A 26,437-nucleotide genomic window follows, 5' to 3' on the forward strand; every position below is an offset into this window, starting at 1 on the left:
CGGCGCCTGAAACTCTTTTGCGGGTCCGCTCGTATTTGCCATCACGAAACCCGACCTCAAACCATTCAAAATGGCGAGCGAATTAGTGATGTTTTCTGTAGTCCTGGCGCTTGCCATTCTCATGTCGCTTCTGATGGCGGGTGCTTGGGCGTTGCAGAGAGCAACCGGTTCAAGCGGCTGGATCGACACGGTCTGGGCGGCAACTGTCGGGTTTGGCGGAATTTTCGCCGTTGTTTTCGCTGGTGGAGACGGCTGGCGGCGCGGTGCTGTACTTTTCCTGGTCGTTGTCTGGTCCCTGCGGCTTGCCGGCCATATCGGCATGCGCACGCGAGGAGCCGGGGAGGATCCCCGCTATGCAAAGCTTATGGAGCAATGGGGGAGCGCTGCCGCCCTGCGGCTATTCATCTTCCTGCAGATACAGGCAATCGCCGCTTTCGTGCTCGTTCTTGCGGTCTATCTTGCGGCAAGCAACACCCATGTGTTTCCGCGTATGGTTGACGTTATCGCCATGGTGGTTGCCCTTGGCGCGCTGGCAGGCGAAGCGCTCTCCGACGCCCAGCTCTCGAAATTCAGAAAGACCGCAGCGGCAAAAAACAGTGTCTGCGAAACCGGCCTGTGGCGTTATTCCCGTCACCCCAACTATTTTTTCGAATGGCTTTTCTGGTGCGGTTTTCCGCTGCTGGCCATTCAGGGGCAGCCCTTGTCATGGGTATCGCTCGCGGCACCGGCGATGATGTACTGGCTGCTTGTCCATGTCTCCGGCATTCCGCCGCTTGAAGACCATATGTTGCAATCGCGCGGGGAAAAATTCCGCGCCCTTCAAAAACGCGTCAACGCCTTTTTTCCGGGGCCGCGCAAGAACGAGGACAGGCCATGAACATGCTCGCACTCGCCATCAACGCCGCCGAGCGCGCGCCGCTCAGCGACGGCGTGACGCTGGCCGGAATAGATATGCTCTGTGCACGAACGAAGCGGCGGCTTGCCGCTATTCCAGCGGATGCGGAAGAGGTTTTCGCGGCGGATATGGTAAAGTTTCCCGTCGCCAGCCATACCGACGATGCAAACAAACAGCATTATGAAGTGCCAGCGGCATTTTTCGCGCTCGTTCTGGGAGAGCAGCGCAAATATTCCTGCTGTTATTATGACGATGCCACGACGACGCTGGATGAAGCTGAAAATGTTGCTTTGGCCCAGACCTCGGCCCATGCCGGCCTTGAGGACGGCATGGATATTCTGGAACTCGGCTGCGGATGGGGTTCGTTATCCCTTTATATGGCCGGCCGCTTCCCAAATGCGCGCATCGTGTCAGTCTCGAATTCCGTGTCGCAGCGCGAATATATAATCGGTCGTGCCCGAGAACGGGGGCTTTCAAACCTTTCTGTCGTGACGGCCGATATGAATGATTTTACGACGGGAGATCGATTCGACCGTGTCGTATCGGTGGAAATGTTCGAGCATATGTCGAATTGGCGCGTGTTGTTCGAGCGTGTTCACTCGTGGCTGAAGCCGGACGGCAGGTTTTTCCTGCATGTGTTTAACCACCGCGACCGATCCTATCGTTTTGACCACAACAATCCTGCCGACTGGATCGCCCGGCACTTCTTCACCGGCGGCATCATGCCGGCCTTCGACCTTCCCCATCGCTTCAGTCAGCTTTTCACCGTCGAGCAGGAGTGGCGCTGGTCAGGGTCGCACTATCGTCGGACAGCGCTCGATTGGCTCGAAAATTTCGACAAAAAAATTGACCGTATCCGACCCATTCTGCAGCAAACCTATGGCGCCGACGCCCGGCTGTGGGAAAGGCGATGGCGATTGTTCTTCCTGGCGACCGCCGGGCTTTTCGGGCATGAGGGCGGTGACGTGTGGGGTGTGGGACACTACTTTTTTAAGAGGGTTTAGTGTTACCCCCACACAATCGGCGGCGTCACGTTCTAAAAACCGCGCTCGAAACGTTTGCCAAAACGAACGTTTTCTCTCAGTGAGGCGTGCAGACCGGAAGCGAGGATTCTAACGGGGCATCGAGGAGGTCCTTATGACGATTTCACTGGCAACTTCCCTGACAATCGAGATGACAGGGAGGGGCGTTGTTCCGGGCGAGATTTCCGAATTATGACCGGGCCTGTTTAATCGCGGCCTTGAGGCCTTTCTCATCCAGAACACCGGGATAGATCGTCTTGCCGATGACGAAGGATGGCGTGCCGACAAAGTTGAAGGCGAGCGCCTGGCGATAGTTTCGATCGAGCAGCGCGGAGATTTTCCTGTTGTTGCTGTTCACCGCCGCGGCGATGTCTTTCATCGCCAATCCGGCGCCGGTCAGAGCCTTTTCGACATCGTTTTCGGAAATACGCGCCTTTGTTTTCATCAGCGCTTCCATGGCGATTTCATATTGACCGATCTGGGCGGCCCCCAGTACCGCTTGCGCCGCGAAGACTGATGCGCCACCAAAGATCGGCCAGTCCTTCAAAACAAGCCTGACGTCGCCGTCATTGGCGACAACCTTTTTCACCATGGCATGTGAAGTCTTGCAATAGGGGCATTGATAATCGAAATATTCGACAATCGTGACCTTGCCTTTGGGATTTCCAAGCACGGGTGCGTCCCTGTCGAAGAACACCTCCTCCGTGCTGACCTGCTGTGCGAAGCCGTCTCCTGCAGACAACAGCGCTCCGCTAAAAGCCGCCAGTCCGCCGGCAATGAAATCGCGTCGTGAAAACATCAGAATTCTCCTTGTTGGATTATTGGGATGCCGGCAATGCGGCAGGATTGATCGCAACGTCGTTCACGGACGCGAGCCCTGCGCCCTGCGAGCCGATGCTGCCAGATCTGCGGCCGAGAATTCGCCGATCAGCCGCGTTGCTTCCGGCTCGTTTCGGTTGCTGTCGAGAAAAACCATCGTGGGCGGGCCGACTACTTTCAATGTCGAAAGCAACGCCTGTTTATTCGCGTCCAGTTTTGTCAGGTCCAGGCTGACGAGGTTCACTCCCTTCAACGCTTCAACCACATCGGGTGCGGTTAAAAGTGAGCGTTCGATCGTGCGGCAGGTCACGCACCAGTCGGCTGTGACATAAAGGAGTGTCGGTTCCTGTGGCGGCGAGCTGTCGAGCCGGGCTTCCAGGCTTGCGATGGAGGAAACCTTCTCGAAGTCGCTTTTCTTTATCGATGCGAGCGATCCGGAGCCGCTGGCGGAACTCAGCGGCTTCAGGGGAGAGAGCGGATCCGTTGCACCGATGCCGAGACCGATGAAGATCAGAATTGCCCAGATGATGGATGCGAGACCCGTGGTGCGGGAAAGCACGCTCACACCGGACTTCGGATCGCCGGTCCCTGCACCGAAGGCAAAAACGCCGAAGGAAAGGGCAAGTATTGCCCATCCGAGCAATGTCAGCCGTTCCGGCATGAGCGGCGTTGCCAGCCAAAGCGCGGTGGCCAGAAACATGAAGCCGAAAATCTGGCGCACTTTTTCCATCCACAGCCCTGCTTTCGGCAGCGCCTTGCCGCTTGCGGTCGCCATGATGACGAGGGGAATTCCCTTGCCCAGTCCAAGGGCGAATAGTGCGGCGGCGCCGATGACGATATCGCCGGTGCGGGCAATGTAGAGAAGCGCACCCGCCAGGGGAGCCGTGACACAAGGTCCGATGAGCAATGCCGAGGAGAAGCCGAGCAGCATCGCGCCGGGAATCGTGCTAGCACCCTGCGGCGATTTCGCGAACCGGGCAGAGATCACGGCTGGAAGCTGAATGTGGAAAAGGCCGAAATTTGCGAGCGCGAGGACGGCGAACAGGGTGGATATCGCGGCTACGGCATAGGTCGACTGCAGTGCGACCTGCAGGTTTTGCCCTGACCATGCGGCGGCCATTCCCATCAGCCCGAAGGCGGATGCAAGCGCAAGCGCATAAGACAGGGACAACAGGAAGCCGCGCCGCGCGGTCAATTTTTCCCCTTCCCGGGCGAGCAGGGCCGCAACGATAGGATACATCGGGAAAACGCATGGCGTGAAGGCGAGCAGCAATCCGAAACCGAGAAATCCGGCAAGAAGCAGGATCAATCCGCCATCCGCCAGCAGCAGATCGACCGCTGTCTGCGCGTTATCCTCCGCCAGTGAAAATCCTTCCTGTGTGGCGTCCATGGAGACGCCGGCCGAAGCCTGTGCGGCTTTGGCGAAGCTGTTTTGGGAAAACACACCTTCAGCGCCCACGGTCAGGCTTGCCATATCGACCGTTTTGGTGGTCGGCGGATAGCAGAGCCCCTTGTCCTTGCAACCCTGATAGGTAAGGCGGAATTTTGCCGGCGCTTCGGCGACCGATGCCGTTGCGGTCTTGTAGAAAATCTCGGTAAAGCCGAAACTGGGGTCTTCTTTCATCTCTCCGGGGAGGGACTGGATTTCCAGTTTGCGGCCGTCCTCGCCTTCTGCGCTCAGATAGTCACGGTAGAGATAATAGCCGTCATTGATCGCCCAGCGAATGATGGCGCGGCCGTCGTTTCCCCGCTCGACCGTTGCCTTGAACGCCTGGTCCATGGCAAGTGGTGTTTCCATCGCGGACGCCGGGGAGACGACCCTGAAAAGCGCCAGGATCACAAATGTGAACGCCAATATGCGCATCCGGCATATCCTTTCATGTATTCTTCCATGCCGGGACTGATCTCGCCGGGAGCTTAAGGCAGGCTTAAGCTGGTGCGCGCATGGCAAGATTGGATGGACCGCTTGCGGAGGCGTGATTGCGAATTCTCATTGTCGAAGATGATCCGATCCTGCTCGACGGGTTACGGGAAGGTTTGAAGCTGAGCGGCTTCGTCGCGGACGGCGTGACAACGGCCGCCGACGCGTCGGAGGCGCTGGCGACGGATAATTTCGATGCGGTCGTTCTTGATCGAATGCTGCCGGACGGTTCCGGGCTGGATGTCCTGAACGGCTTGCGTCGCAGTGGAAACCGGATTCCCGTCCTGCTCCTGACGGCCAAGGATGAGGTTGGAGACCGCATCGATGGTTTGGATGCGGGCGCCGACGATTATCTTGGCAAACCTTTCGATCTGGATGAGGTTGCCGCCCGTCTGCGGGCGATCATGCGCCGTGCGGCCGGGCGGGCGAGTGCGCAGATCAGCCTGCGAGGGCTGACGCTGGATCCCGCTTCGATGCAGGTTCTTCGGGATGGGTCGACCGTAATCCTGTCGCGCCGCGAGTTCTCGATCCTTCATGCGCTGATGGAAAGTCCCCAGGCAATTCACTCCAAACAGGCACTGGAAGAGCGTCTCTACGGCTGGCAGGAGGATGTGGAGAGCAATACGATCGAGGTGCATGTGCATAAGCTGCGCGCCAAACTTGGAAGTGCCGCCATCGAAACGGTGCGCGGGGTTGGCTACAGATTGGGGATGCCCTGATGCGTTCGATCCGTTTGCGGCTTTTTGCGATCCTGCTGGCGACGACGGGAGCCCTCTGGCTGCTTGCCGTCATGTGGACCTATTTCAGTGTGCAGCATCAGGTCGAGCGGGTGCTGGACGCGCGACTGATGGAAGCCGCCCGCATGGTCAGCTCGCTCCTTACCGATCACCATATCGATGTGGCTGCCGCCGTGGACGACACGAAAGCCACCGACGCCGCCTCGTCGTTCGATCTCCAGGGGGACTACCGACGACAGCTCTCCTGCCAGATATGGTCGCTTCAGGGGCAACTCGTCAGCCGGTCGGAAAGTGCGCCGCGTGAATCGCTAACAGACAATCGCGACGGGTTTAGCGAAACCATCGTCGATGGTGTCCGATGGCGTGTCTTTGCGGTTGTGAATCCGAACCTCAATGCCCGTGTTCTTGTGGGCGACAGTCTGGAGATACGCGACAGGCTGGTTGCCGATGTGGTCAAGGGGCAGCTCGTTCCGGCCGTTGCCATTTTGCCGATCCTTGCGGTGCTGATCTGGCTGAGTGTTGGACAGGGGCTGGGACCGCTCAACAGGATCGCTATGTCACTGGGGTTGAGGTCTGCGGATGAACTGCACGCCATCGAAAACAGGGACACGCCCAGTGAAATCAAGCCATTGCTTAGATCGCTGAACTCCCTCTTCCTGCGGGTGGAGGCAGCCCGTGAGCGTGAGAAGACGTTTATCGCCTATGCCGCCCACGAGTTGAAGACCCCGCTTGCCGGATTGAAGACCCAGGCTCAGGTGGCGCTGCGGAGTAAGGAGGATGATGTTCGAGACAAGGCGCTGGCGCATATTTCGACGAGCGTTGACCGGACCGGGCGTCTTGTCCGCCAGCTTATCGACCTGGCGCTCGTCGATTCGGCGGATCGCGGCGACGGGATCGAGACGGTGCTGCTCGCAGGGATAATGGAGGACATTCGGTCCGATCTTGAAGCCCAGAGCAGCAGGCGTGGCATCTCCGTGAAGCTTCGCATGCAACCGGATGAAATGGTGACCTTGAGAAACGTCAATCTCCTGCGTCTGGCGCTGCGCAACGTGATCGAGAATGCGATTCAGTATTCGCCGGAGGGCTCAAGCGTTGAGATTTGTGCACTGAAGAACGGTCCCGAGGTCGAAATCGACGTGACGGATCAAGGGCAGGGCATAAACCCGGAAGATCAGGCGACTGTGAGGGAGCGGTTCAAGCGAGGACATTCGGCCCATGGCGAGGGCAGCGGCCTTGGCCTGGCGATTGTCGACATGGCGATGCGAAAGCTCGGCGGGGAACTTGATTTTCGTCAGGCTGATTCCGGCTTTGTCGTGACGCTTATTCTGCCGCAGGAGTGACCGGACTACGGTTTAAGGCAGCCTTAAGGTTGGAGCTTCAGCCACGTTTTATAGGCTCCAACCAATTCCAGCAGGCTCCCATGATTCGTCTAATTGTTTCTCCTCGCAGGCCGATGGCCGTCGCGTTGACAATCTTCCTCACCGCTTGCGCAAGCAATGCCGACCGTATTCCCGGCGCTGCGCCGCGCCCTTCCAATGAGCGTGTCGAAGATCGGGAGGCAGCCCCAATCGGAACCGACCCGGTGCTTATGTATGGCGAAAAGACGGATGCCGGTTTTCATATTGCCGGCGTTAATACCGGAAAAATGAATCCTGCCTTCGTGCGACAGGTCGTAAGCTATGCCACGGACGAAAAGCCCGGTACGATCATCGTCGATCAACGAGCGCGTTTCCTTTATCTGATTCAACCCGGCGGTAAGGCGATCCGATATGCCGTGGGTGTCGGCCCTGTTGCGCGCGCCTTCGATGGTGGCGACGCGATTATTGCGCGAAAAGCTGCCTGGCCTCGCTGGATCCCAACACCTGAAATGGTCGCAAGGAACCCCGCGCATTACGGCCCGAACAAGGATGGAGTCGATGGCGGCCCGTCGAACCCGATGGGTGCCCGAGCGCTGTATATGCATAAGGATGGCAGGGATACATATTATCGTGTTCACGGCACGAATGATCCAGGCTCAATCGGCAAGGCTGTATCGGCCGGCTGCATTCGTCTTCTGAATCAGGATATCATCGACCTCTACAACCGGGTAAAGCCCGGTGCCCGGATCGTTGTACAAGGATAGCATGCAGCCGCTTGATAGCCTGGCGAAGTTCCAGGCGATTCCGAAGCCCGGATTAACCTGACGCTACAGGCTAAGACCGGGAAGAACGGTGCGGATGTGATCGCCCAGCGCCCTGGCTGCCGACGATGTCTGCGTATCGGCAAACTCGATGGCAATGCCGATCGTCGGCAGGGGTGGTAGCCCGCTTTTGACGATATGAAGGTCGGCTGGAACGGCTGTCCTTGTCAGCACGCTGATGGCGTGGCCGGAGCGCGCGATTGCGATGAGGCCGGAAAGGCTGTTGCTGGCGAAGGCGACGCGGTAGCGGCGATTGGCGGCTTCCATGGCGTCGCACGCCGCGCGGTGATCCAGCGTCACGGGCGCGGAGAGCGCCAGCGGCAGCACATCCTTGGCGAGGAGATCCGGCTCCGGCCTGTCCGCCACCCAGACGAAGCTTTCCCTGCGGAGCACGTCGCGGTGATCCGGATCGGATTGCGAAACCAGCGCCATGTCGATCTGGCGGCGTTGTAGGAGGGGGCGCAGTTCCGTCGTGGGTGCGCAGACCATGCGCAGATCGACTTTCGGGTAGGTGCCGAAGAAGCCTCTCAGCAGTTCCGGCAGGAAGGCGATGGAATAATCTTCAGGGCAGCCAAGGCTCACGGTTCCTTGCAGCGTCGCCTCGCCCATATCGGCAAGGATTTCATCATGCCGGGCAAGCAGGGCGCTGGCATGGGCAAGCAGTCTCTCGCCCGCCGCAGTTACGCGCACTCCCGAACCCGTTCGCTGGAGCAGGGTATGGCCGACCAGCTCTTCCAGCCGCTGCATCTGGGTGCTGAGCGCGGATTGGGTGCGTCCGATCTGCGCTGCGGCGACGCTGATGGAGCCGGCGCGAGCGACAATGATAAAGTTCTTCAGCAGCGTAAGGTCGAGCATGGCGATATCAAAATTATCGATATCGGAGTAAAATACTATCAATTGGACTGAGGTGGCAATGGGTTGTTATGTTTCCGCAAGATAAACTCTTGGGGAATATGCCATGGACAAGCTTGCGAAGAACTTCGCCTCGCTCAATGACGAACCGGCTTTCTGGGAGGCCGCCAATAAACATCTGACCCGCTACGGACCGGCCTTCGAGGAGATCATCGTCGAACGGGCTGAGGGAAGTTTCGTCTACGATGCGGATGGGCGCGCCATTCTCGATTTCACCTCCGGCCAGATGAGCGCTTTGATCGGGCATACCCATCCGGATATCGTTGCCACCGTCAACCGGCAGATGGCATCGGTCGCCCATCTCTTTTCCGGCATGTTGTCGCGCCCTGTCGTCGACCTGGCGGCGCGGCTGGCGGCGCTCGCGCCGGGTCTTGATCGCGTGCAATTGCTGACCACCGGGGCTGAATCCAACGAGGCGGCGATCCGCATGGCGAAGCTTGTGACCGGCGGGCATGAGATCGTCGCTTTCGCGCAGAGCTGGCACGGCATGACCGGCGCTGCGGCCTCCGCCACCTATAGCGCCGGCCGCAGGGGTTATGGCCCGGCCACGGCCGGTTCACTCGTTATTCCCGCGCCGAATGCCTATCGTCCGCGTTTCAAGAATCCCGATGGATCGAATGACTGGCAGGCGGAACTCGACGATGCTTTCGAACTGATAGATCGCCAGTCGACCGGCAATCTTGCCGCCTTCATTGCCGAGCCGATCCTGTCGAGCGGCGGTATCCTCGAACTGCCGGCCGGTTATCTCGCTGCGCTAAAGAAAAAGTGCGAGGAGCGCGGCATGCTGCTCATTCTCGATGAAGCCCAGACCGGTGTTGGCCGGACCGGGCATATGTTCGCCTTCCAGCGGGACGGTGTGACGCCCGATATCATGACGCTGTCGAAGACGCTCGGCGCTGGCCTGCCGCTTGCGGCGGTGATGACGAGCGCGGAGGTCGAACAGAAGGCCTTCGAGAGGGGTTTCCTGTTCTATACGACCCATGTTTCCGATCCCCTGCCGGCGGCTGTCGGCGTGACGGTTCTCGATGTGGTGGCGCGAGATGGTCTGGTGGAACAGGCAATTGCCCGCGGGAACCGTTTGAAGGAGGGGCTGCTCTCGCTGCAGCAGCGGTTCGAATGCGTTGGAGATGTGCGCGGGCGCGGGCTTTTGCTCGGACTTGAAGTCGTCGCCGACCGGCATACGAAAGCCCCCGGTTTCGAACTCGGTGCGCGCATCATGCAGGAGGCGATGTTGCGCGGCCTCAGCATGAACATCGTCAAGCTGCCCGGCATGGGCGGCGTCTTCCGCATTGCGCCGGCGCTGACGGTATCGGATTCGGAAATCGACCTTGGGCTGGAGATACTGGCGGATTCGATCGAATCCGCACAGCTTGCCCGCTAGGTGTGACCGGCATTTGCCGGAAACGTCAGTTCAACCCTTGCGCCTTCGCCGGGCCGGGAACTGATATGCGCTTCGCCGCCGCTCTGGCGCACGAAACCGTAGACCATGGCGAGGCCGAGACCTGCACCGCCATGGTCGCCCCGCGTGGTGAAATAGGGCTCGAAGGCCTTGTCCACGGCCTCCGGCGTCATGCCGATGCCCTCGTCGGTGACGGCGATCACCAGCGTATCTTTGCCGGAGGCGGCCTGGATTGAAATCAGGCCGCCATCGGGCATGGCGGCTGCGGCGTTCAGGCAGAGATTGAGGATGGATTGTTCGAAAAGGGCCGGGTCCAGCGGTATCGAGGGAAGATCGCCCTCGATATCGAGCGCGATCCGGCATTTAGGGCCGACGGCGATTTCGAGAATATCGGCCATGCCGCGCAGCAGGCTTGCGACATTGATGACGCTTGGATGAATCGGCTGCTGGCTGCCGATGGTAAGCATGCTGCTGGCCAGAGACCGGCCGCGGTCCGCCGCCTTGCGGATGCGGGCGATGTGCCGCTTCTGGCGATCGTTGAAACCGGCTTCCCGCTCCAGAAGTCCTAGACTGCCGGTGATGATGCCGATCATGTTGCCCACCTCGTGGCTGACCTGATGGGTCATGCGCATGATGCCATCAAGCCTCTGGGCTTTGACGGCTTCCGCTTCCTGACGATCGAGAGCGGTCACATCGCGGGCGAGCAGCACGATGCCGCCATCCGGCTGGCGTGACATCGATACTTCAATCACCCGCTGATCGTCTGTGCGATGGCGAAGGACTGCGCGGTCGAGCAATTCCCCCGGTTCTGCGTCGAAGGGCAGCAGAGCCGGGTCGATTTCCGGGATCGGTTCGACAAACCGGCGAAGCGGCAGTTTTCGCGATGAGCCGGAGCGTCCGACGAGTTCGATGATGCGACGATTCATGGTGATGGGCCGGCCGGCCGGATCGAAGAGCGCAATTCCCTCGTTCATGGTGCGGAAGGTCGAGCGGATGGTGCGGGCTGCCGCTTCGGCCGTACGCCTGAGGCGCGAGACGCGGTCGACGCTGTCATGGAAGGCGCGAAACGCATCGAGCAGCCGGATCAACTCTGTCTCGGGACCGGTATAGGCGGGCGGGCCGACATCCTTATCCCCCTTGGCAAGGGCATTCATGCCGTTGGAGAGCGTCACGATCCCGCGCGAGACACGCATTACCGAGCGGATCGAGAAGATCGCCACGATGAGAACCAGAAGTGAGGCGACGGCGACAATGATCAGCAGCCGGTTGAGAGCATCGGAAGTCGAAATCAGGTCTTCGTTCAAGCTGCGCGCAACCGCATCGCCCTGGGTTTCTGTCACATGGGAAAGATCCCGCGAGACGGTGTGAAGGCGGGAGACCGAGGCGCGGATGGCGAACATTTCCAGAAGGTAACGGCTCTGGGCTTCGAAGACCCGCTCATAGGGCTGCAGCTCGGCCACGGGCAGGCGCTCGCCGGGATAGCCCTGCTGGCGCGCCGTCGTTTCCGCCACGTAGCGGCGGCGCAGTTCGCCAAGCTGGAAAAGGCTGTCGGATGCGGATGCGGCCTGTACGATGCCGTTCATTCGCCGGCGCAGTTCCGGATCGAGGATGCCCTGACCGGTGGCGATTTCGCCGAGCGCCGCTGCCGCTTCCGCCTTGTGGCCCTGTGCCGCATCGGCATCCTTCGCAAGATCGAGCGTCTGTTCCCGGATGATCTGGAGGAGTTCGACGATGCGTTCGCTGGCAAAGCCACGGGTGATCCGTTCGCCGCTGTCCGGTCCTGTCATTTTAAGCAAAATATCGACCTGCTGGACCACCGAGCGGCTTTCGCTGGAAACGCGATAGGGCGAGGCGGCGTTCATCAGGAACGGTGCGCTGGAGACGAGATCGGAGACCTGCCGCGAGACCAGCGACGCCTTGGCGAGGCTTGAAAAGGCCTGCAACCCATAGGCCGCCATTTCATCGCGGGCGCGCTGCAGGCCATAAATGGCGATGGCGGAAAGGCTGAAGACGAGGAGGCAGGTAAAGACAATCGCAAAGGGCAGGCGAAAGGCGATGGAGGAAAGGAAGGAGCGGCTGATCACGGGGAAGGCTCGCCCTCATCGGTGTGGAGCACGTAACCCTTGCCGCGCCGCGTCTTGATATGGCGCGGCAGGTCGGGATTGATCTCGATCTTGCGCCTGAGCCGCAGCACCAGCACGTCGACATTTCTGTCGATGTAACGGTCGCTCTCCGAACCCAGCCTGTCGAGAATCTGGGAGCGGCTGACGGGCTGGTTGGGTGTTTCCGCCAGTATTTCCAGAAGCGCGAATTCGGCGGTGGTCAGTGTCCGGCTACGGTCCGCGAGGCAGACGGCGCGGCGTGCATCGAGATCGATTGCCCAGTCGCCGAGGCGAAGCGCCCCGCGCCCATGATCGCTGTCCTTCTCCTGTTTCAGCGAAGGGATCGTTCGGCGTAGAACAGCTTTGATCCGGGCCGTGAGTTCGATGGGTTCGAAGGGTTTGACCACATAATCGTCGGCTGCGGTCTCAAGCCCGAGAACCCGGTCGGCGGCGCTGCCGGCGGCAGTGACCATGACGATGCCGATGTCGATCTGGCTGCGCAGCCGCTGGGCGAAGGTGCGTCCGGATGTGCCCGGCAGATTGTGATCGACCAGCACAAGCTGCATCCTGTCCCTTGCCAATATCTCGTCCGCCTCCTCGGCGGAGCGCGCGCAGGTGGGCAGCCAGCCCTCCGCCTCGATGAGGTCCGAGATGAGCTCGGCCATATCCGGATCGTCCTCGACGATCAGAATGCGAACCTTCTGATTAAGCACTGCACTTTCCTCCCGCCATCATCATAGGCATTGCGGCGGCGATCTTCAAAGGCTCGCTGGTTATCGCCCCTGTCATAATTGTAATATCTGTAATCTTGTTCGGCGGTGCGGTGAAAGATTGGTAACCATTCTTCGATTGCGGTGCGGACAGGATGTGACATGCTGTAGGTGGAGACTGGAACGGGGAGGTTCCGGGCAGGGAGGCTTAATTGAAAGCATTGACCGCACTTGCGGCGAGCATGGCTTTATGGCTGTGCGGCGCAGGGCATGGCATGGCCGAGCCGAAGTTGAACGTCCTTTGCGGCGTCGACGAGGCCTGGTGCGTGACCATGCAGCGGGCTTTCGAAGCCAGGGCCGGTCTCGAGATTTCGATGGTGCGCAAGAGCACCGGCGAAATTCTCGACCAGATTCGGGCCGAACGATCCCATCCCACTGTCGATGTCTGGTGGGGCGGTACTGGCGATACCCATTTGCAGGCGGGGTCTGAAGGGCTGCTGGATGAATACCGGCCTGTCCATCAGCAGGATTTGCTGCCGTGGGCGCAGAATTTCTCGGTGATGTCTGGATCGCGGTCTGCGGGAATTTATGCCGGCGCGCTGGGCTTTGCCTATAATTCGGAACTGCTTGCGAAGAACAATCTGCCGGCGCCGACCTGCTGGAAGGATCTGGCGAAGGATGTCTATCGCGGCCATATCCTGACCGGCAATCCGAACTATTCAGGCACGGCCTTCACCATGCTGGCCACTCTCGTCCAGCTCTTCGGCGAGGAGGAAGCTTTCGGGTTCGTGGCGAAGCTCAACCAGAACGTCGTGGGCTATACCAAGGTGGGTGCTGCACCGGTGAAGGCGGCGGCGCGGGGCGAAGTCCTGATCGGAATTTCCTTCATGCATGATGCAGTGACGCAGAAGACCGAAGGGTTTCCGCTTGTTATCGTCGCCCCCTGCGAGGGCACCGGTTACGAGATCGGGGCGGTCAGCATCGTCAAGGGCAACCGCAATACGGCACTTGCGCAGGATTTCGTGGAATTTGCGTTGAGCCCGGAAGGGCAGGCGACCGGGGCCGCGGCCGGCCAGAACCAGGTGCCTTCCAACGCCCGGGCGACATTGCCGCTGACCGCACCTGACATATCGATGATCAAGATGGTGGATTACGATTTTGCCACCTTCGGACAGCCGGAAGAGCGAAGTCGGCTATTGAGCCGCTTCGACAGCGAAATCCACCCGAGCCAGACCCAGTAGGGCCAAAACCAACATCCCGAAAAAGACAGCGCGCGCGCCGCAGAGCGCCGCGACCGGCAGCGCCATGTCTGCGCGCGGCCCAAGAATTCAGACGCAAACTACAGGAGGATAACGATGCGACTGACGATACTTTCCACCCTGCTTTTTGCCGGCACGGCACTCAGCGCCGTTTCCGCGCAGGCGGCGGGCGAACTCAACCTGATCTGCTCGGCCGATGTCGTCATCTGCGAACAGATGAAGGGCGATTTTGAAAAGTCACACGACATCAAGGTCAATATGGTGCGTCTGCCTTCGGGCGAGACCTATGCCAAAGTGCGTGCGGAAGCCCGCAACCCCAAGACCGACATCTGGTGGGCCGGCACCGGCGATCCGCACATGCAGGCGGCGTCCGAGAACCTGACGCTCGAATACAAATCACCGATGCTGGACCAATTGCAGGACTGGGCCGTGAAGCAGGCGGAAAGCAGCGGTTACAGGACGGTCGGCGTTTATGCCGGCGCGCTGGGCTGGGGCTACAACACCGAAATCTTCAAGTCCAAGGGTTACAAGGAGCCGAAGTGCTGGGCCGACCTGCTGGCGCCGGAACTGAAGGGCGAAATCCAGATCGCCAATCCGAATTCGTCCGGCACCGCCTATACGGCGCTTGCCTCGCTGGTGCAGATCATGGGCGAAGATCAGGCGATTGATTATCTGAAGAAGCTCAACGCCAATATTTCGCAATATACCAAATCCGGCTCGGCACCGGTCAAGGCGGCGGCACGCGGCGAAACGGCGCTCGGCATCGTCTTCATGCATGATGCGGTGGCGCAGACTGCGGAAGGTTTCCCCGTCAAGTCCATCGCGCCCTGCGAAGGGACGGGTTACGAGATCGGCTCCATGTCGATCATCAAGGGCGCCCGCAACCTCGACAACGCGAAGACCTGGTACGACTGGGCGCTGACGCCGGAGGTGCAGTCGCGCATGAAGGATGCCAAGTCCTTCCAGCTGCCCTCCAACAAGACGGCGGAAGTGCCGAAGGAAGCGCCGAAGTTCGAAGACATCAAGCTCATCGACTACGACTTCAAGACCTATGGCGACCCGGCCAAGCGCAAGGCGCTTCTGGAGCGCTGGGACCGCGAAGTTGGTGCGGTCGCCAACTGATCTTAACTCCGGCGACAGGCATCCCGGCTTTTTTAGCCGGGGTGTCCGCCACTCTTTCATCGGCATGAAATAAGCGAGGTCGGCCATGACACGTGGCAATCGCAGGCTGGACATCGTCCTGGCGCTCGGGGCTTTTGCCCTCATTCTTCTTCCCTGGTATCGCATCGAAGGCGGCTTTTTCAGCTTCCGCTGGCTTTCCGGATTTTTCTCTTCCGCCAGCAATGCGCCCGGTGTGCTGCAAATATTGTCCTATGGAAAACCATGGCTGGTCGGCGTTGCTATCTTTTTCCTCGCCGCATGCCTTCTCCGGTCCATCCGTGATCCGATGCGGCGCGGCGGTCTGCTTGCCGCCGTCGGCGCTGCCGGGCTCGTTTTCCTCGCCTTGCAGGGGCTGGCCATCGGCTTTAGCGGCTGGAGCTGGACGGTGAGCGAAAACCTCTTCGGCATGCTTGCCGATGGCCAACCTTCCATGGGTGCCGGTGCCGTCGTAATGTCGTTCGTCTTCGTGCTGCTTTTCGCCTTCGGTCTCGCCGAGCGGGGCGTCATGAAAGGCGACGCCTTCGTCGTCGGTGCCATTTCCGTTCTGGTTTTCCTCGTCACGGTTTTTGTCTTTTATCCGATTGGCAGCATGCTGGTCGCCTCCGTTCAGGATTTCGATGGCTCCTTTAATGCCGATGGCTTCATCCGCAATATTCAGGATCCCGGCATCTGGAGCCTTGGTTGCGTGGCGGGCGAAGAGCGTTGTGGCGTTGCCTGGCGGACGCTGTTTCTTGCCCTGATGACGGCCTTCGGTTCGACCGTGCTCGGTCTCGGCTTCGCGCTGATTGCCACCCGCACCCGCTTTCCCTTCAAGAAGGGCCTGCGGCTTCTCACCGTTCTGCCGATCATCACACCGCCTTTCGTCATCGGCCTTGCCCTGACACTGCTTTTCGGTCGCGCCGGTGTCGTCACCGAATGGCTTTCCTATCTCTTCGGCATTGAGCCCGGTCGCTGGCTTTATGGCATGACCGGCATCTGGATCGCGCAGGTCCTTTCCTTCACGCCCATCTCGTTTCTGGTGCTGATCGGCGTGGTTGAAGGCGTCAGCCCGTCGATGGAAGAAGCCTCGCAGACGCTGCGCGCCGACCGCTGGCGCACCTTCTGGCGGGTGTCGCTGCCGCTGATGAAACCCGGTCTCGCCAATGCCTTTCTGATCGGCTTCATCGAGAGCATGGCGGATTTCGGCAATCCGCTGGTGCTTGGCGGCACCCATGGCGTGCTATCGACGGAAATCTTCTTTGCCGTCGTCGGCTCGCAGAACGATCCGTCGCGTGCTGCGGTTCTGGCGATCATCCTCCTGTGCTTCACGCTTTCGGCCTTCCTTGCCCAACGCTTCTGGCTGGCCGGCAAGAATTTTGCGACGGTGACAGGCAAGGGTGACAGCGGCGCGCATATCGCGCTGCCGCGCGGCCTGTCCATCGGCGTTCACGCCGTCGTGGTGCCGTGGATGGTCTTCACCATCGTTGTTTATGGCATGATCCTTGTGGGCGGTTTCGTGAAGACATGGGGTCTCGACAATTCCCTGACGCTCGACCACTACGTCCGCGCCTTTTCCGTCAGCTTCTCCAATGGCTCGATTGCCTGGACGGGCGTCGCCTGGAATTCGTTCTGGACGACCATGAAGATCGCACTGGTTTCCGCGCCGCTGACCGCTGCCGTCGGTCTTTTGACCGCCTATATCATCGTGCGGCAGAAATTCGCCGGGCGGAACCTGTTCGAATTCGCGCTGATGATGAGTTTTGCCATTCCCGGCACGGTCATCGGCGTCAGCTACATCATGGCCTTCAACCTGCCGCCGGTGGAAATGACCGGCTCGGCGCTCATCCTGATCGCCTGCTTCGTGTTCCGCAACATGCCGGTCGGCGTGCGCGGCGGCATTGCGGCGATGAGCCAGCTGGACAAGAGCCTCGACGAAGCCTCGCTGACGCTGCGGGCCAATAGTTTCCGCACCATCCGCAAGGTCATCCTGCCGCTCTTGAGGCCCGCAATCACGGCCGCACTGGTCTATTCCTTCGTGCGCGCCATCACCTCCATCAGCGCTGTCATCTTCCTCGTCAGCGCCGAATACAACATGGCGACCTCCTATATCGTCGGCCTTGTCGAGAACGGCGAATATGGGGTGGCGATTGCCTATTCCTCCATGCTGATCGTGGTGATGATCACCGTCATCACAGGCTTCCAGCTCATTGTCGGCGAGCGTCGCCTGCGGCGCGAAAACCGCGTCGCCGGCCTGCCTTCCGCTTCCTCCGTTCCTCTCGCTCAGGAGAAAACCGCATGATTTCGGTAAAGCCCGGCTCCGTCACCTTTCAGAATGTCCGCAAGACCTTCGGCGCCTTCACCGCCATTCCCGACCTGTCGCTCACCATCGAGCCCGGCACGCTTGTAACCCTGCTCGGTCCCTCCGGCTGCGGCAAGACGACGACGCTGCGCATGCTGGCGGGCCTCGAGCATCCGACCTCGGGCCGTATTCTCATTGGCGACAAGGATGTGACCATGCTGCCCGCCAATGAGCGCGATGTCTCGATGGTCTTCCAGTCCTATGCGCTTTTCCCGCATATGACGGCGCTCGACAATGTCGCCTATGGTCTGCAATCCTCCGGGCTGCGCAAGGCGGAAGCGCGGGAAAGGGCGGAAGAGGGGCTGAAGCTCGTCGGCCTTGCCGGCATGGGCCACCGCCTGCCTGCCGAACTTTCCGGCGGCCAACAGCAGCGCGTGGCGGTTGCCCGCGCTCTTGTGCTCGAGCCGCAGGTGCTGCTGCTGGACGAGCCGCTTTCCAACCTCGATGCCCGCCTTCGCCGCCGGGTCCGCACCGAAATCCGCGAATTGCAGCAGCGGCTTGGCTTTACTGCCGTCTATGTCACGCATGATCAGGATGAGGCGCTCGCTGTTTCCGACCGGATCATCGTGATGAAGGATGGCGAAATCGCCCAGTCGGGTGCGCCACGCGATCTTTACGAGGCCCCGGCCTCCGCTTTCATCGCCGATTTCATGGGTGAGGCGAATGTCGTCGGTTGCGAGGTCATTGGCGTTGAGGGCGCCGATGCGCTGATCCGCGTCGGGGGGATCGATCATCGGGTCGCGGCCCGCAACGCCCGGCCGGGTCCCGCAGAGCTTGCGGTCCGCCCCGGCTCGATTTCCATCGGGCAACCTGGCGGGCCGGGGCTTGCCGGAAGGGTGCTGCACAGCGCCTATCTCGGCGGTCACGTTGAATATGAGGTGGAAACCGATATCGGTACGCTTTTCATTGTCGACCATGCTGTTGAGACCAGCCTGCCGGCGGCGAGCGATGTGACGCTGGGGTTCAAGAACAGGGGCATTGCCTTGATTCAGGCTTGAAGCCGCTCCTGCCCTCAGGATTACATCGAGACAGAGGCAGATTTGTTCTGCCTCTGTCTGTCGGGAAGGCGGGTCTCAAATATCCTTTGCCAGACGAAGCGCATCGTAGATCGCCGCATGGGTATTGCGTGCGGCGACCGCATCGCCGATCCGGAAGAGCCGGTAGGCGCCTTCCGGGTTGCGCTCGACCGCTTGGGCGGCTCCCGCAAGCAGGGCGTCGTAGGAGATTTCCCCGAGGTTTTTCGAACCGGGTTTGAGTTCGAAATAAAGGTCGTCCAGCGGGATCGTGCCGTGGTTGACGACGATCTGATCGACGGTTCTCGCTTTGGCCACGCCGCCATAATCGCTGCCGACATGGGCAATGAGCTGGTTGCCGTTTCTTTCCGCTGCTTCCAGCCGGTAGGTAACGGTGAAAGTCACATCGTGTTTCTGCAGCGAGCGCATATAGGGAACGAGGTTCATGGCCATGACTTCCGGGGCGAAGGCGCGGTCGGGCGTCATGATCTCCACCTTCGCCCCCGCTTTTGCAAGGAATTCGGCGGCTTGCAGACCGGCATGATCGCCGGCATCGTCGAAAACCAGTACATTCGTTCCCGGCTTGACGTCTCCTGAAATGATATCCCATGCCGAGACGACGAGATCGTTGCCGCTGGAAAGTACATCGGTATGCGGCAAGCCGCCGGTGGCGATGATGACCACGTCAGGGTTCTCCGAAAGAACCGTGTCCGCTTCGGCCCAGTTGTTGAAGTGAAAGGTAACGCCCAGTCTCTCGCACTGGCTCATGCGCCAGTCGATGATGCCGATCATCTCACGGCGGCGTTCGCTTTGCGCCGTCAGCCGGATCTGGCCGCCGGGATTGTTGGCGGCCTCGAACACGACGACCTCATGGCCGCGTTCGGCACAGACGCGCGCGGCCTCGAGCCCGGCCGGTCCGGCGCCGACGATCACCACCTTCCGGCGTTCCGCCGCCTTGGGTATCTCGTGCGGCATGGTTTCCTCACGACCCGTTGCCGCATTGTGAATGCAGAAGGCGAGACCGCCCTGATAGATACGGTCGAGACAATAATTGGCGCCCACGCAGGGGCGAATATCTTCCTCGCGTTTTTCCATGATCTTGCGCACGATATGCGGATCGGTCATGTGGGCGCGGGTCATGCCCACCATGTCCACCTTGCCGGCGGCGATGGCGTGGCGCGCGGTGGCGACATCGGGGATCTTGGCGGCGTGGAATGTCGGGAAACTGGTCACGGCGCGGATTTCACCGGCGAAATCGAGATGCGGTGCATTGGCCATGCCCTGAATGGGGATGACGTCGGTCAGGCCCGGGTCGGTGTCGATATGACCCCTGATGACATTGAGATAATCGATCAGGCCGCTGTCCTTCAGGCGTCTGGCGATTTCGATGCCTTCTGCCTTCCCGGTGCCGCCCTCAAGACATTCGTCGGCGGTATAGCGGACACCGAGGATGAAATCGTCGCCCACGCGTTCGCGCATCGCCCTGAAAACGTCGAGACAGAAACGCATGCGGTTTTCAAGCGGGCCGCCATAGGGGCCGTCCAGTTCGTTGGTCAGCGGCGAGACGAACTGGTCGATCAGATGGCCATAGGCTTCCAGCTCCACCCCGTCCATTCCGCCCGCCTTCATGCGTTCGGCGGCGTCGGCGAAGTCCTTGATGATGCGCTCGATATCCCAGTCCTCGATCTTCTTGGGAAAAGCCCGATGCGCCGCTTCGCGGTGATGGGATGGCGCAAGGATCGGCAGCCAGTCGCCCTTGTCCCAGCGGGTGCGGCGGCCGAGATGCGTGAGCTGGATCATGATAGCCGCACCCTCTTCATGCACGGCGTCGGTCATTTCCCGGATCCACGGGACGATTTCATCCTTGTAGGCGAGCAGGTTGTTGAAGACGGGCGGGCTGTCCCTGGAGACAGCGGCGGAGCCGGCCGTCATTGTGAGCGCAACGCCGCCCTTTGCCCGCTCCACCGTGTAGGCGCGGTAACGCCCCTTCGGCATGCCGTCCTCGGGATAGGCGGGTTCGTGCGAGGTGACGATGATGCGGTTGCGCAGTGTGAGGTGTTTTAGCTGGTAAGGCTGAAGAAGGGGATCGCTCGACATAGCCTGCTCCAAAAGGGTTTCTGTCTCAAGGCTAAGCGGGAATGTACACTTGTGTCAATTTAAAAAACACAATTGTCTTTCCTTTTGACATGAGTGTACATCCCGCTTGTCGCGAAGAGACCGATTTGCTACGAACGCGTCATGGAAGCGACATTGAACGACACCGGCTGGCGTGGATCGCAGGAGGGGTGGCTTGAGGCCGCCTATCAGGCTTTGCTGGAATCGGGGGTGGATTCCGTCAAAATCCTGCCTTTGGCGAAAAAGCTAAATCTGTCGCGCACGAGCTTCTACTGGTTCTTCAAGGACCGGGAGGAATTGCTGGCCGCGCTTGTCGCCCGCTGGCGGGAAAAAAATACCGGAAGCATCGTCCGGCAATCCGAAGCCTATGCCGAGACGCTGGCCGAAGCCATGCTGAATGTTTTCGACTGCTGGCTGGATCCCGCGCTTTTCGACAGCAGATTTGAATTCGCCGTTCGAAGCTGGGCCCTTCAGTCCGACGAGATTCTTGCGGAGGTTCGCAAGGCCGACGAGATGAGAATGACGGCGCTTGCACGCATGTTCGTGCGGTTCGGCCACAATGAAAACACGGCGGATGTGCGTGCCCGGACCACCTATCTGGTGCAGATTGGCTACATTTCCATGCAGTCCGAGGAAGCTGTTGCGGTGCGGATGCAGAGGATTCCCGACTATATCGCCATCTATACCGGTGAGATGCCGCAGCAGCGTGAGCTTGACCGGTTTTATGCGAGACACGGGTACAGGTCTGCAACGGCGCAACTGTGAGATTTCCGGAGTGACGTCAGCGTACAACGCACGCAATGCCGTCGGCTTATCTGCTGTTGCTGTAAGGTGGTAGAAGTCGAATTGTCTGCCCGCCCTCCTGCAATGTAGCTGCAACATTTCTCGACCAGTGGTGGGGATGGCAAGAATCCATTTCCGGGGGAAGTCATTGCGAATCTTGCTTCTTGAGGATGAACCCGAAATGGCGCGCGCGCTTCTTGAAGCCCTGCGCCGGCGCGATGTGCTAGGATGGACAGGGCAGGCCGCAACTTCCGGCGACGCCGGAGCTGACGGAACTTAAACGGCGCTATCCGAATCTCTGGTTTGTGGTGCGCGAAGCCAATGACATCGTATTGCAATATGGCGCTGTCCCGGGGCGTGCCCTGTCGGCGGTATTTCCCCGAAGTTTTGACCGTGCGCGTCTGGAGGTGGCCGGAACGCTACGCGCCACCGTTGAAAACCGCGATACAGCCGCCGGGCGCTAGTTCGCCGGCTATCGGTATCAGAGGCCGGCAATGTTGCGGCCGATATGGCGCAGTATGCTTTTGAAGAGTTTCACTTCGGCCGGGTCGAGGCCTTCGATTGCGGTTTTTTCGAACATGGCGGCGATGGGCATGAGTTCGTCGGCCAGTTCCTCGCCCTTCGGGGTGAGGGTGATGCGCACGATGCGCGCATTGTCGAGCGGCCGTTCGCGGCTGACGAGGTTACGCCGGACCATCAGCCCCACAAGCCGGGACAGCGTGGAAATCTCCACCGATACCATGTCTGAAAGCTCGGTCAGCGTCTTGCTCTCCTGCTGCCGCAGCGTCGCCAGCACGCGATACATCGGCAGGGTGATGTCATAGGAGGCCAGTCTTACCGAAAAGCGCTCGCCAAGCCGAACGCCCACCCAGTTGAGCAGGTAGGGTACCGAATCGGTGAATTGATAGGACACGAGCAAATCCCCGTTTGAGAACCATCTGCGCAGATGCTGATGTGCGCCTATCGGCTGTACCGGCACAATCCATCCGTTTCAATAGCTTCGCCCCATAAGACGGGGGAATGCGGCGTTCTCCCCTGCACAAAAAATGACAAACAACATTTGCATTGACAAACGTTGCAAACGCAAATAAATAAAAATGCAGGATTTGGGAGGATCTCATGACATCAGCATTGTTTGGCCTGAGTAGCCTTGCGCCTGAAGGCGTCGGTCAGAATTTCCGTTCAACAATGCGTCGTTTTCCGGCGACTGTGACGGTTATCACGGCCTGTGCTTCGGGTGATCAGCGCGATCACGGCATGACGGTCACGGCCGTCACTTCGGTCTCGATGGAGCCGCCGTCCCTGCTGGTTTGCCTGAACAATCGCACCCTGCTGCATGAACTGCTGCTGTGCCGACCCGATTTCATCGTCAATGTGCTGACGCAGGATCAGATTGCCCTGTCGGATGCCTTTAGCGGCAAGGTGTCGCCGGAAGAGCGTTTTCGCGACGGTCAATGGCAGCGCCACGACAATGGCGTTCTCTATCTGCCCACGGCCCATGCCGCCATCGCCTGCCGCCGGGTCGCGGCCATGCCTTACGGAACCCATACCGTCTTCATCGGGCAGGTTGTCTCGGCCGATGTCAGCGAGACGACACGGCCGTTGCTTTACGAAAACGCCCAATATTGCGCCGCAAGCCCCGCGAGCCTGCCCGCCTGATCATCGCCGCCCAGATAATCCCGGCGGGATAACCTCCGGCCAGCAACATCCGGCCGGTAAAGTCCGGCCAGTAAAGTCCGCAAGGAGACAATCATGAACGATATGAGCCATGCGCCGCTGCCGGCGCAAACGAACCCGCGTGCCCGCCTCGCAAGCCGCGTTACCGGCATAGCCGATCTTTTCCGGGCGAGCGCCCGGCAGACGGAGGAGGCCCGGCGCGTTCCTGCCAGCCACATCGAGGCGCTTCGTGGAATCGGTTATTTCGATATCGTCAAACCCCGCGCCTTCGGCGGCAAGGGCGGTGACTTCGCCGAGCTCGTCGAGGCCAATATCGAGCTTTCGGCCGCCTGTGCGTCGACCGGCTGGGTCGCTGGCCTGCTGTCGGCCCATCAATGGCTGCTGGCGATGTTTCCGGAAGAGGCGCAGACCGATGTCTGGGGTGAAAACCCCGATGCACTGCTATGCGGCTCCTATGCGCCGGTGAAGATGGCGGAGCTCGCGGATGGCGGTTACCGCCTCAGCGGCAAATGGGCTTTCGCCTCGGGCTGCGAGAATGCGCAATGGTCTCTCTGCGCCGCCATTCTGCCGCCGCAGGGCGAGGGCAAGCCGGTTCCGGCCTTCCTGCTCGTTCCCGCGAGCGAATATACCATTGAAGATACCTGGCATGTGGTGGGGCTGGCCGGCACGGGTTCCAAGACGCTCGTTCTCGACGATGTCTTCGTTCCCGGACATCGGGTTCTGACCTTTCCGGACGCCACCAGCGGAAAGACGCCCGGTGGAAAATATTATGCCGAGGAAGGCCTGTTCAACATGCCGCTTCTGACCGGCATTCCCTCCTGTCTCGCGGCGGCCGGCGTCGGCGCGGCCAGGGGTGCGCTTGCGGCTTACGTCGATCATGTCGGCGGCCGGGTGACGCGCGGTGCGGTGGCGGGCGGCAATAATCGCATGGCCGAATTTCCGACCATCCAGCTGCGCGTTGCGGAAGCAGCGGCGAGCGTCGATGCGGCTTGCGAAATATTGCTGCGCGATGTTGCCCGCGCACAGGCGCTCTCGCAGGCAAGGATCGAAGGCCGGGCGGAATTTACGGTGGATGACCGTCTTCTCAGCCGTCGCGGCCAGTCCTTTGCGGTGTCTCTCGCCCTGCGCGCCGTGCAGGCGCTCAACGATTCCACCGGCGGCGTCGGGCTCGATCTTTCCAACCCGGTGCAGCGGGCTTGGCGGGATGCGAACGCGGTCGGCCGCCATATCAGCATGAACTGGGACGCCGTGGGCACCATGATCGGCCAGAGCATGCTCGGGCTGGAACCCAAGGGCCAATATTGATCGCCTCTCGGGCGGCAAATCATAGAGTGAATTCGGAGGAAACCACATGCAAGGCAAGGTCGCTCTCGAGGAGCATTTCGCAATCCCGGAAACGCTTCAGGATTCGGCCGGGTTCGTGCCCGGCGATTACTGGAAGGAACTGCAGCACCGCCTGCTCGACATTCAGGATACGCGCCTGAAGCTGATGGATGCGCATGGCATCGAAACCATGATCCTGTCGCTGAACGCGCCGGCGGTGCAGGCCATTCCCGACAGGAAGAAGGCGATCGAGATCGCGCGGCGAGCGAACGACGTCCTCGCCGAAGAATGCGCCAGGCGGCCGGATCGTTTCCTCGCCTTCGCAGCCCTGCCATTGCAGGACCCTGACGCGGCGACGCAGGAGCTTCAGCGCTGCGTCAACGATCTCGGTTTCGTCGGCGCGCTCGTCAATGGTTTCAGCCAGGAGGGCGATGGCCAGACGCCGCTTTATTACGACCTGCCGCAATATCGCCCATTCTGGGGCGAGGTGGAAAAGCTCGATGTGCCCTTCTACCTGCATCCGCGCAACCCGCTGCCGCAGGATTCGCGCATCTATGACGGCCATCCCTGGCTGCTTGGCCCCACCTGGGCTTTCGCGCAGGAAACGGCCGTGCACGCGTTGCGCCTGATGGCGTCCGGCCTGTTCGACGAACATCCGCGGCTCAACATCATCCTCGGGCATATGGGCGAGGGCCTGCCCTACATGATGTGGCGCATCGACCACCGCAATGCCTGGGTGAAGCTGCCGCCGCGTTATCCGGCCAAGCGCCGTTTCGTGGATTATTTCAACGAGAATTTCCACATCACCACCTCGGGCAATTTCCGCACCCAGACGCTGATCGACGCGATTCTGGAAATCGGTGCGGATCGCATCCTGTTTTCCACGGACTGGCCCTTCGAGAATATCGACCACGCCTCCGACTGGTTCAACGCGACGACCATCGCCGAGGCGGACCGGGTGAAGATCGGCCGCAGCAATGCGCGCCGCCTGTTCAAGCTCGACGGGCGTTGAACCATGCAGCCGTTCGTCTATATGGCCGCGCCCGCCCGCATCGTCTTCGGCGCGGGCAGCTCGGCGGGCGTGGCAGAGGAAATCCGCCGCCTTGGCCTGTCGCAGGCGCTGGTGCTTTCCACGCCGCAGCAGAAGGGCGACGCGGAGGCGCTTGCCGCCCGGCTTGGCCGGCTTGCCGTGGGTGTCTTCTCCGATGCGGCCATGCATACGCCGGTTGAGGTGACGAGAAACGCGGTCGAAGCCTATCGCACCACCGGAGCGGATTGCATTGTAGCGCTCGGCGGCGGCTCCACCACCGGTCTCGGCAAGGCCATTGCGCTGCGCACCGATGCGGCGCAGATCGTCATCCCGACCACCTATGCCGGCTCCGAGGTGACGCCCATTCTCGGCCAGACGGAAAACGGTGTGAAGACCACCATACGCGGGCCTGAAATCCTGCCGGAAGTGGTGATTTACGATGCGGAACTGACGCTTGGATTGCCGGTCGCCATCAGCATGACGAGCGGGCTGAACGCCATGGCGCACGCGGCGGAGGCGCTTTACGCGCAGGACCGCAATCCAATCGCCAGCCTGATGGCGGTTGAGGGATTGCGGGCGATGATCGAGGCGCTTCCCGGCGTGAAGGCTGCGCCGCAGGATGTCAAGGCGCGCGAGACCGCGCTTTATGGTGCGTGGCTGTGCGGCACGGTGCTTGGCGCCGTCGGCATGTCGCTGCATCACAAGCTTTGCCACACGCTGGGCGGCAGTCTCGATCTGCCGCACGCGGAAACCCATGCGGTGCTTCTGCCGCATACCATCGCCTATGTGGAACAGGCGGTGCCGGATCTGCTTGCGCCGCTTGCTTCTCTAGTGGGCGGCAGGGCAGGGACGGGGCTCTATGATTTTGCCGCCCGGCTTGGCGCGCCCTCGAGCCTTGCCGCTCTCGGGGTCCGGTCGGACGATCTCGACCGCATGGCGGAGCTTGCAACGGCCAATCCTTACTGGTGCCCGCGGCCAATCGAAAAAACTGCGATCCGCGACCTTTTGCAACGCGCCTTCGAGGGCGCGCGGCCGGAGTGAT

At 60.7% G+C, this 26,437-nt stretch carries 22 protein-coding genes and 2 pseudogenes; 17 read left to right on the plus strand and 7 right to left on the minus strand.

The genetic code is table 11. From position 1 onward, the window contains the following. Nucleotides 1-88: 88 nt before the first annotated feature. Complete coding sequence (locus PH605_RS10140) at nt 89-877, plus strand: DUF1295 domain-containing protein (protein ID WP_142844975.1); 789 nt, start codon at nt 89-91, stop codon at nt 875-877. Continuing rightward, entirely contained in the window at nt 874-1,899 is a 1,026-nt protein-coding gene (locus PH605_RS10145; protein ID WP_142844974.1) for an SAM-dependent methyltransferase, read from the plus strand. Before PH605_RS10140 ends, PH605_RS10145 begins: the two co-directional genes overlap by 4 nt. A 208-nt stretch (nt 1,900-2,107) precedes the next feature. Here the strand turns inward: PH605_RS10145 and PH605_RS10150 are convergent, their stop codons facing one another. Both PH605_RS10150 and dsbD read right to left on the minus strand, forming a co-directional pair. Next, a complete protein-coding gene (locus tag PH605_RS10150; protein WP_142844973.1) occupies nt 2,108-2,716 on the minus strand; it encodes a DsbA family protein in 609 nt (202 codons plus the stop codon). Nucleotides 2,717-2,779: 63 nt separating this feature from the next. Continuing rightward, nucleotides 2,780-4,600 (minus strand): protein-disulfide reductase DsbD, encoded by a 1,821-nt coding sequence (gene dsbD / locus PH605_RS10155; protein WP_142844972.1) that lies wholly within the window; start codon nt 4,598-4,600, stop codon nt 2,780-2,782. A 116-nt stretch (nt 4,601-4,716) separates the two neighbouring features. Here dsbD and PH605_RS10160 point away from each other — a divergent pair, with 116 nt between their 5' ends. From PH605_RS10160 to PH605_RS10170, 3 genes are all read left to right on the plus strand, one after another. Next, nucleotides 4,717-5,376: a response regulator gene (locus tag PH605_RS10160; protein ID WP_065656201.1), complete on the plus strand. Its 660-nt coding sequence runs from the start codon at nt 4,717-4,719 to the stop codon at nt 5,374-5,376. Beyond that, on the plus strand, nt 5,376-6,734 hold the full coding sequence (locus PH605_RS10165) for an ATP-binding protein (RefSeq protein WP_142844971.1): 1,359 nt from the start codon (nt 5,376-5,378) through the stop codon (nt 6,732-6,734). The genes PH605_RS10160 and PH605_RS10165 overlap by 1 nt, the downstream gene beginning before the upstream one ends. An 80-nt stretch (nt 6,735-6,814) precedes the next feature. Beyond that, entirely contained in the window at nt 6,815-7,516 is a 702-nt protein-coding gene (locus PH605_RS10170) for a L,D-transpeptidase (RefSeq protein WP_237680920.1), read from the plus strand. A gap of 63 nt (nt 7,517-7,579) precedes the next feature. On the opposite strand, the gene PH605_RS10175 is transcribed toward PH605_RS10170, so the two are convergent. Then, nucleotides 7,580-8,428 carry a LysR family transcriptional regulator gene (locus PH605_RS10175; RefSeq protein WP_162856837.1) on the minus strand — a complete coding sequence of 283 codons (849 nt, stop codon included), beginning with the start codon at nt 8,426-8,428 and terminating at the stop codon, nt 7,580-7,582. Nucleotides 8,429-8,531: 103 nt separating this feature from the next. Here PH605_RS10175 and PH605_RS10180 point away from each other — a divergent pair, with 103 nt between their 5' ends. Continuing rightward, on the plus strand, nt 8,532-9,866 hold the full coding sequence (locus tag PH605_RS10180) for an aspartate aminotransferase family protein (protein WP_142844970.1): 1,335 nt from the start codon (nt 8,532-8,534) through the stop codon (nt 9,864-9,866). Here PH605_RS10180 and PH605_RS10185 read toward each other — a convergent pair. Both PH605_RS10185 and PH605_RS10190 read right to left on the minus strand, forming a co-directional pair. Further along, nucleotides 9,863-11,968: a sensor histidine kinase gene (locus PH605_RS10185; RefSeq protein ID WP_142844969.1), complete on the minus strand. Its 2,106-nt coding sequence runs from the start codon at nt 11,966-11,968 to the stop codon at nt 9,863-9,865. The genes PH605_RS10180 and PH605_RS10185 overlap by 4 nt on opposite strands. Beyond that, complete coding sequence (locus tag PH605_RS10190; RefSeq protein WP_142844968.1) at nt 11,965-12,699, minus strand: response regulator transcription factor; 735 nt, start codon at nt 12,697-12,699, stop codon at nt 11,965-11,967. Before PH605_RS10190 ends, PH605_RS10185 begins: the two co-directional genes overlap by 4 nt. 239 nt (nt 12,700-12,938) lie before the next feature. On the opposite strand from PH605_RS10190, the gene PH605_RS10195 reads away from it, so the two are divergent. The 4 genes from PH605_RS10195 (at nt 12,939) to PH605_RS10210 (ending at nt 18,452) form a co-directional block, all read left to right on the plus strand. Next, nucleotides 12,939-13,937 carry an ABC transporter substrate-binding protein gene (locus PH605_RS10195; RefSeq protein ID WP_142845011.1) on the plus strand — a complete coding sequence of 333 codons (999 nt, stop codon included), beginning with the start codon at nt 12,939-12,941 and terminating at the stop codon, nt 13,935-13,937. Between the two features lie 114 nt (nt 13,938-14,051). Continuing rightward, on the plus strand, nt 14,052-15,077 hold the full coding sequence (locus PH605_RS10200; RefSeq protein ID WP_142844967.1) for an ABC transporter substrate-binding protein: 1,026 nt from the start codon (nt 14,052-14,054) through the stop codon (nt 15,075-15,077). A gap of 85 nt (nt 15,078-15,162) precedes the next feature. After that, nucleotides 15,163-17,394: an ABC transporter permease gene (locus PH605_RS10205; RefSeq protein WP_142844966.1), complete on the plus strand. Its 2,232-nt coding sequence runs from the start codon at nt 15,163-15,165 to the stop codon at nt 17,392-17,394. Next, the gene (locus PH605_RS10210) at nt 17,391-18,452 is read left to right on the plus strand and encodes an ABC transporter ATP-binding protein (protein ID WP_125145427.1); all 1,062 of its coding nucleotides are present in this window, start codon (nt 17,391-17,393) and stop codon (nt 18,450-18,452) included. Before PH605_RS10205 ends, PH605_RS10210 begins: the two co-directional genes overlap by 4 nt. A gap of 75 nt (nt 18,453-18,527) precedes the next feature. Here the strand turns inward: PH605_RS10210 and PH605_RS10215 are convergent, their stop codons facing one another. Then, nucleotides 18,528-20,564, minus strand: a complete 2,037-nt coding sequence (locus PH605_RS10215; protein ID WP_142844965.1) for an NADH:flavin oxidoreductase — start codon at nt 20,562-20,564, stop codon at nt 18,528-18,530. A 141-nt stretch (nt 20,565-20,705) separates the two neighbouring features. Between PH605_RS10215 and PH605_RS10220 the strand changes: the two genes are divergently transcribed. The 3 genes and pseudogenes from PH605_RS10220 to PH605_RS25330 all read left to right on the plus strand — a co-directional run. After that, a complete protein-coding gene (locus PH605_RS10220; RefSeq protein WP_161987860.1) occupies nt 20,706-21,347 on the plus strand; it encodes a TetR/AcrR family transcriptional regulator in 642 nt (213 codons plus the stop codon). Nucleotides 21,348-21,513: 166 nt separating this feature from the next. Then, nucleotides 21,514-21,633 (plus strand): annotated as a pseudogene (locus PH605_RS25365) (DNA-binding response regulator); the annotation flags it as partial. Beyond that, nucleotides 21,593-21,826, plus strand: a pseudogene (locus PH605_RS25330) (sensor histidine kinase); the annotation flags it as partial. The pseudogenes PH605_RS25365 and PH605_RS25330, both read left to right, overlap by 41 nt. 20 nt (nt 21,827-21,846) lie before the next feature. On the opposite strand, the gene PH605_RS10225 reads toward PH605_RS25330, so the two are convergent. Then, a complete protein-coding gene (locus tag PH605_RS10225) occupies nt 21,847-22,278 on the minus strand; it encodes a MarR family winged helix-turn-helix transcriptional regulator (protein ID WP_004433168.1) in 432 nt (143 codons plus the stop codon). A 206-nt stretch (nt 22,279-22,484) separates the two neighbouring features. On the opposite strand from PH605_RS10225, the gene graD reads away from it, so the two are divergent. The 4 genes from graD to graC all read left to right on the plus strand — a co-directional run bounded on the left by graD (nt 22,485) and on the right by graC (nt 26,436). Continuing rightward, the gene (gene graD / locus PH605_RS10230; protein WP_020810141.1) at nt 22,485-23,024 is read left to right on the plus strand and encodes an FADH(2)-dependent resorcinol hydroxylase reductase component; all 540 of its coding nucleotides are present in this window, start codon (nt 22,485-22,487) and stop codon (nt 23,022-23,024) included. A gap of 93 nt (nt 23,025-23,117) precedes the next feature. Next, nucleotides 23,118-24,347, plus strand: coding sequence for an FADH(2)-dependent resorcinol hydroxylase oxygenase component (graA, locus tag PH605_RS10235; protein WP_078051628.1), 1,230 nt, complete (start codon nt 23,118-23,120; stop codon nt 24,345-24,347). Nucleotides 24,348-24,393: 46 nt separating this feature from the next. Next, on the plus strand, nt 24,394-25,377 hold the full coding sequence (tsdA, locus tag PH605_RS10240; RefSeq protein ID WP_078051629.1) for a gamma-resorcylate decarboxylase: 984 nt from the start codon (nt 24,394-24,396) through the stop codon (nt 25,375-25,377). 3 nt (nt 25,378-25,380) lie between these two features. Then, on the plus strand, nt 25,381-26,436 hold the full coding sequence (graC, locus tag PH605_RS10245) for a maleylacetate reductase (RefSeq protein WP_078051630.1): 1,056 nt from the start codon (nt 25,381-25,383) through the stop codon (nt 26,434-26,436). Nucleotide 26,437 lies beyond the last annotated feature (1 nt).

The sequence above is a fragment of the Agrobacterium sp. CFBP 3001 genome (genome assembly GCF_027871605.1).
Taxonomy (GTDB): domain Bacteria; phylum Pseudomonadota; class Alphaproteobacteria; order Rhizobiales; family Rhizobiaceae; genus Agrobacterium; species Agrobacterium leguminum.

Coding starts and splice junctions, on each gene's coding strand:
- PH605_RS10140 (WP_142844975.1), top strand. CDS start 89: ATGTTTTCTGTAGTCCTGGCGCTTGCCATTCTCATGTCGCTTCTGATG.
- PH605_RS10145 (WP_142844974.1), top strand. CDS start 874: ATGAACATGCTCGCACTCGCCATCAACGCCGCCGAGCGCGCGCCGCTC.
- PH605_RS10150 (WP_142844973.1), bottom strand. CDS start 2,716: ATGTTTTCACGACGCGATTTCATTGCCGGCGGACTGGCGGCTTTTAGC.
- dsbD (WP_142844972.1), bottom strand. CDS start 4,600: ATGCGCATATTGGCGTTCACATTTGTGATCCTGGCGCTTTTCAGGGTC.
- PH605_RS10165 (WP_142844971.1), top strand. CDS start 5,376: ATGCGTTCGATCCGTTTGCGGCTTTTTGCGATCCTGCTGGCGACGACG.
- PH605_RS10170 (WP_237680920.1), top strand. CDS start 6,815: ATGATTCGTCTAATTGTTTCTCCTCGCAGGCCGATGGCCGTCGCGTTG.
- PH605_RS10175 (WP_162856837.1), bottom strand. CDS start 8,428: ATGCTCGACCTTACGCTGCTGAAGAACTTTATCATTGTCGCTCGCGCC.
- PH605_RS10180 (WP_142844970.1), top strand. CDS start 8,532: ATGGACAAGCTTGCGAAGAACTTCGCCTCGCTCAATGACGAACCGGCT.
- PH605_RS10195 (WP_142845011.1), top strand. CDS start 12,939: ATGGCTTTATGGCTGTGCGGCGCAGGGCATGGCATGGCCGAGCCGAAG.
- PH605_RS10200 (WP_142844967.1), top strand. CDS start 14,052: ATGCGACTGACGATACTTTCCACCCTGCTTTTTGCCGGCACGGCACTC.
- PH605_RS10205 (WP_142844966.1), top strand. CDS start 15,163: ATGACACGTGGCAATCGCAGGCTGGACATCGTCCTGGCGCTCGGGGCT.
- PH605_RS10210 (WP_125145427.1), top strand. CDS start 17,391: ATGATTTCGGTAAAGCCCGGCTCCGTCACCTTTCAGAATGTCCGCAAG.
- PH605_RS10215 (WP_142844965.1), bottom strand. CDS start 20,564: ATGTCGAGCGATCCCCTTCTTCAGCCTTACCAGCTAAAACACCTCACA.
- PH605_RS10220 (WP_161987860.1), top strand. CDS start 20,706: ATGGAAGCGACATTGAACGACACCGGCTGGCGTGGATCGCAGGAGGGG.
- graD (WP_020810141.1), top strand. CDS start 22,485: ATGACATCAGCATTGTTTGGCCTGAGTAGCCTTGCGCCTGAAGGCGTC.
- graA (WP_078051628.1), top strand. CDS start 23,118: ATGAACGATATGAGCCATGCGCCGCTGCCGGCGCAAACGAACCCGCGT.
- tsdA (WP_078051629.1), top strand. CDS start 24,394: ATGCAAGGCAAGGTCGCTCTCGAGGAGCATTTCGCAATCCCGGAAACG.
- graC (WP_078051630.1), top strand. CDS start 25,381: ATGCAGCCGTTCGTCTATATGGCCGCGCCCGCCCGCATCGTCTTCGGC.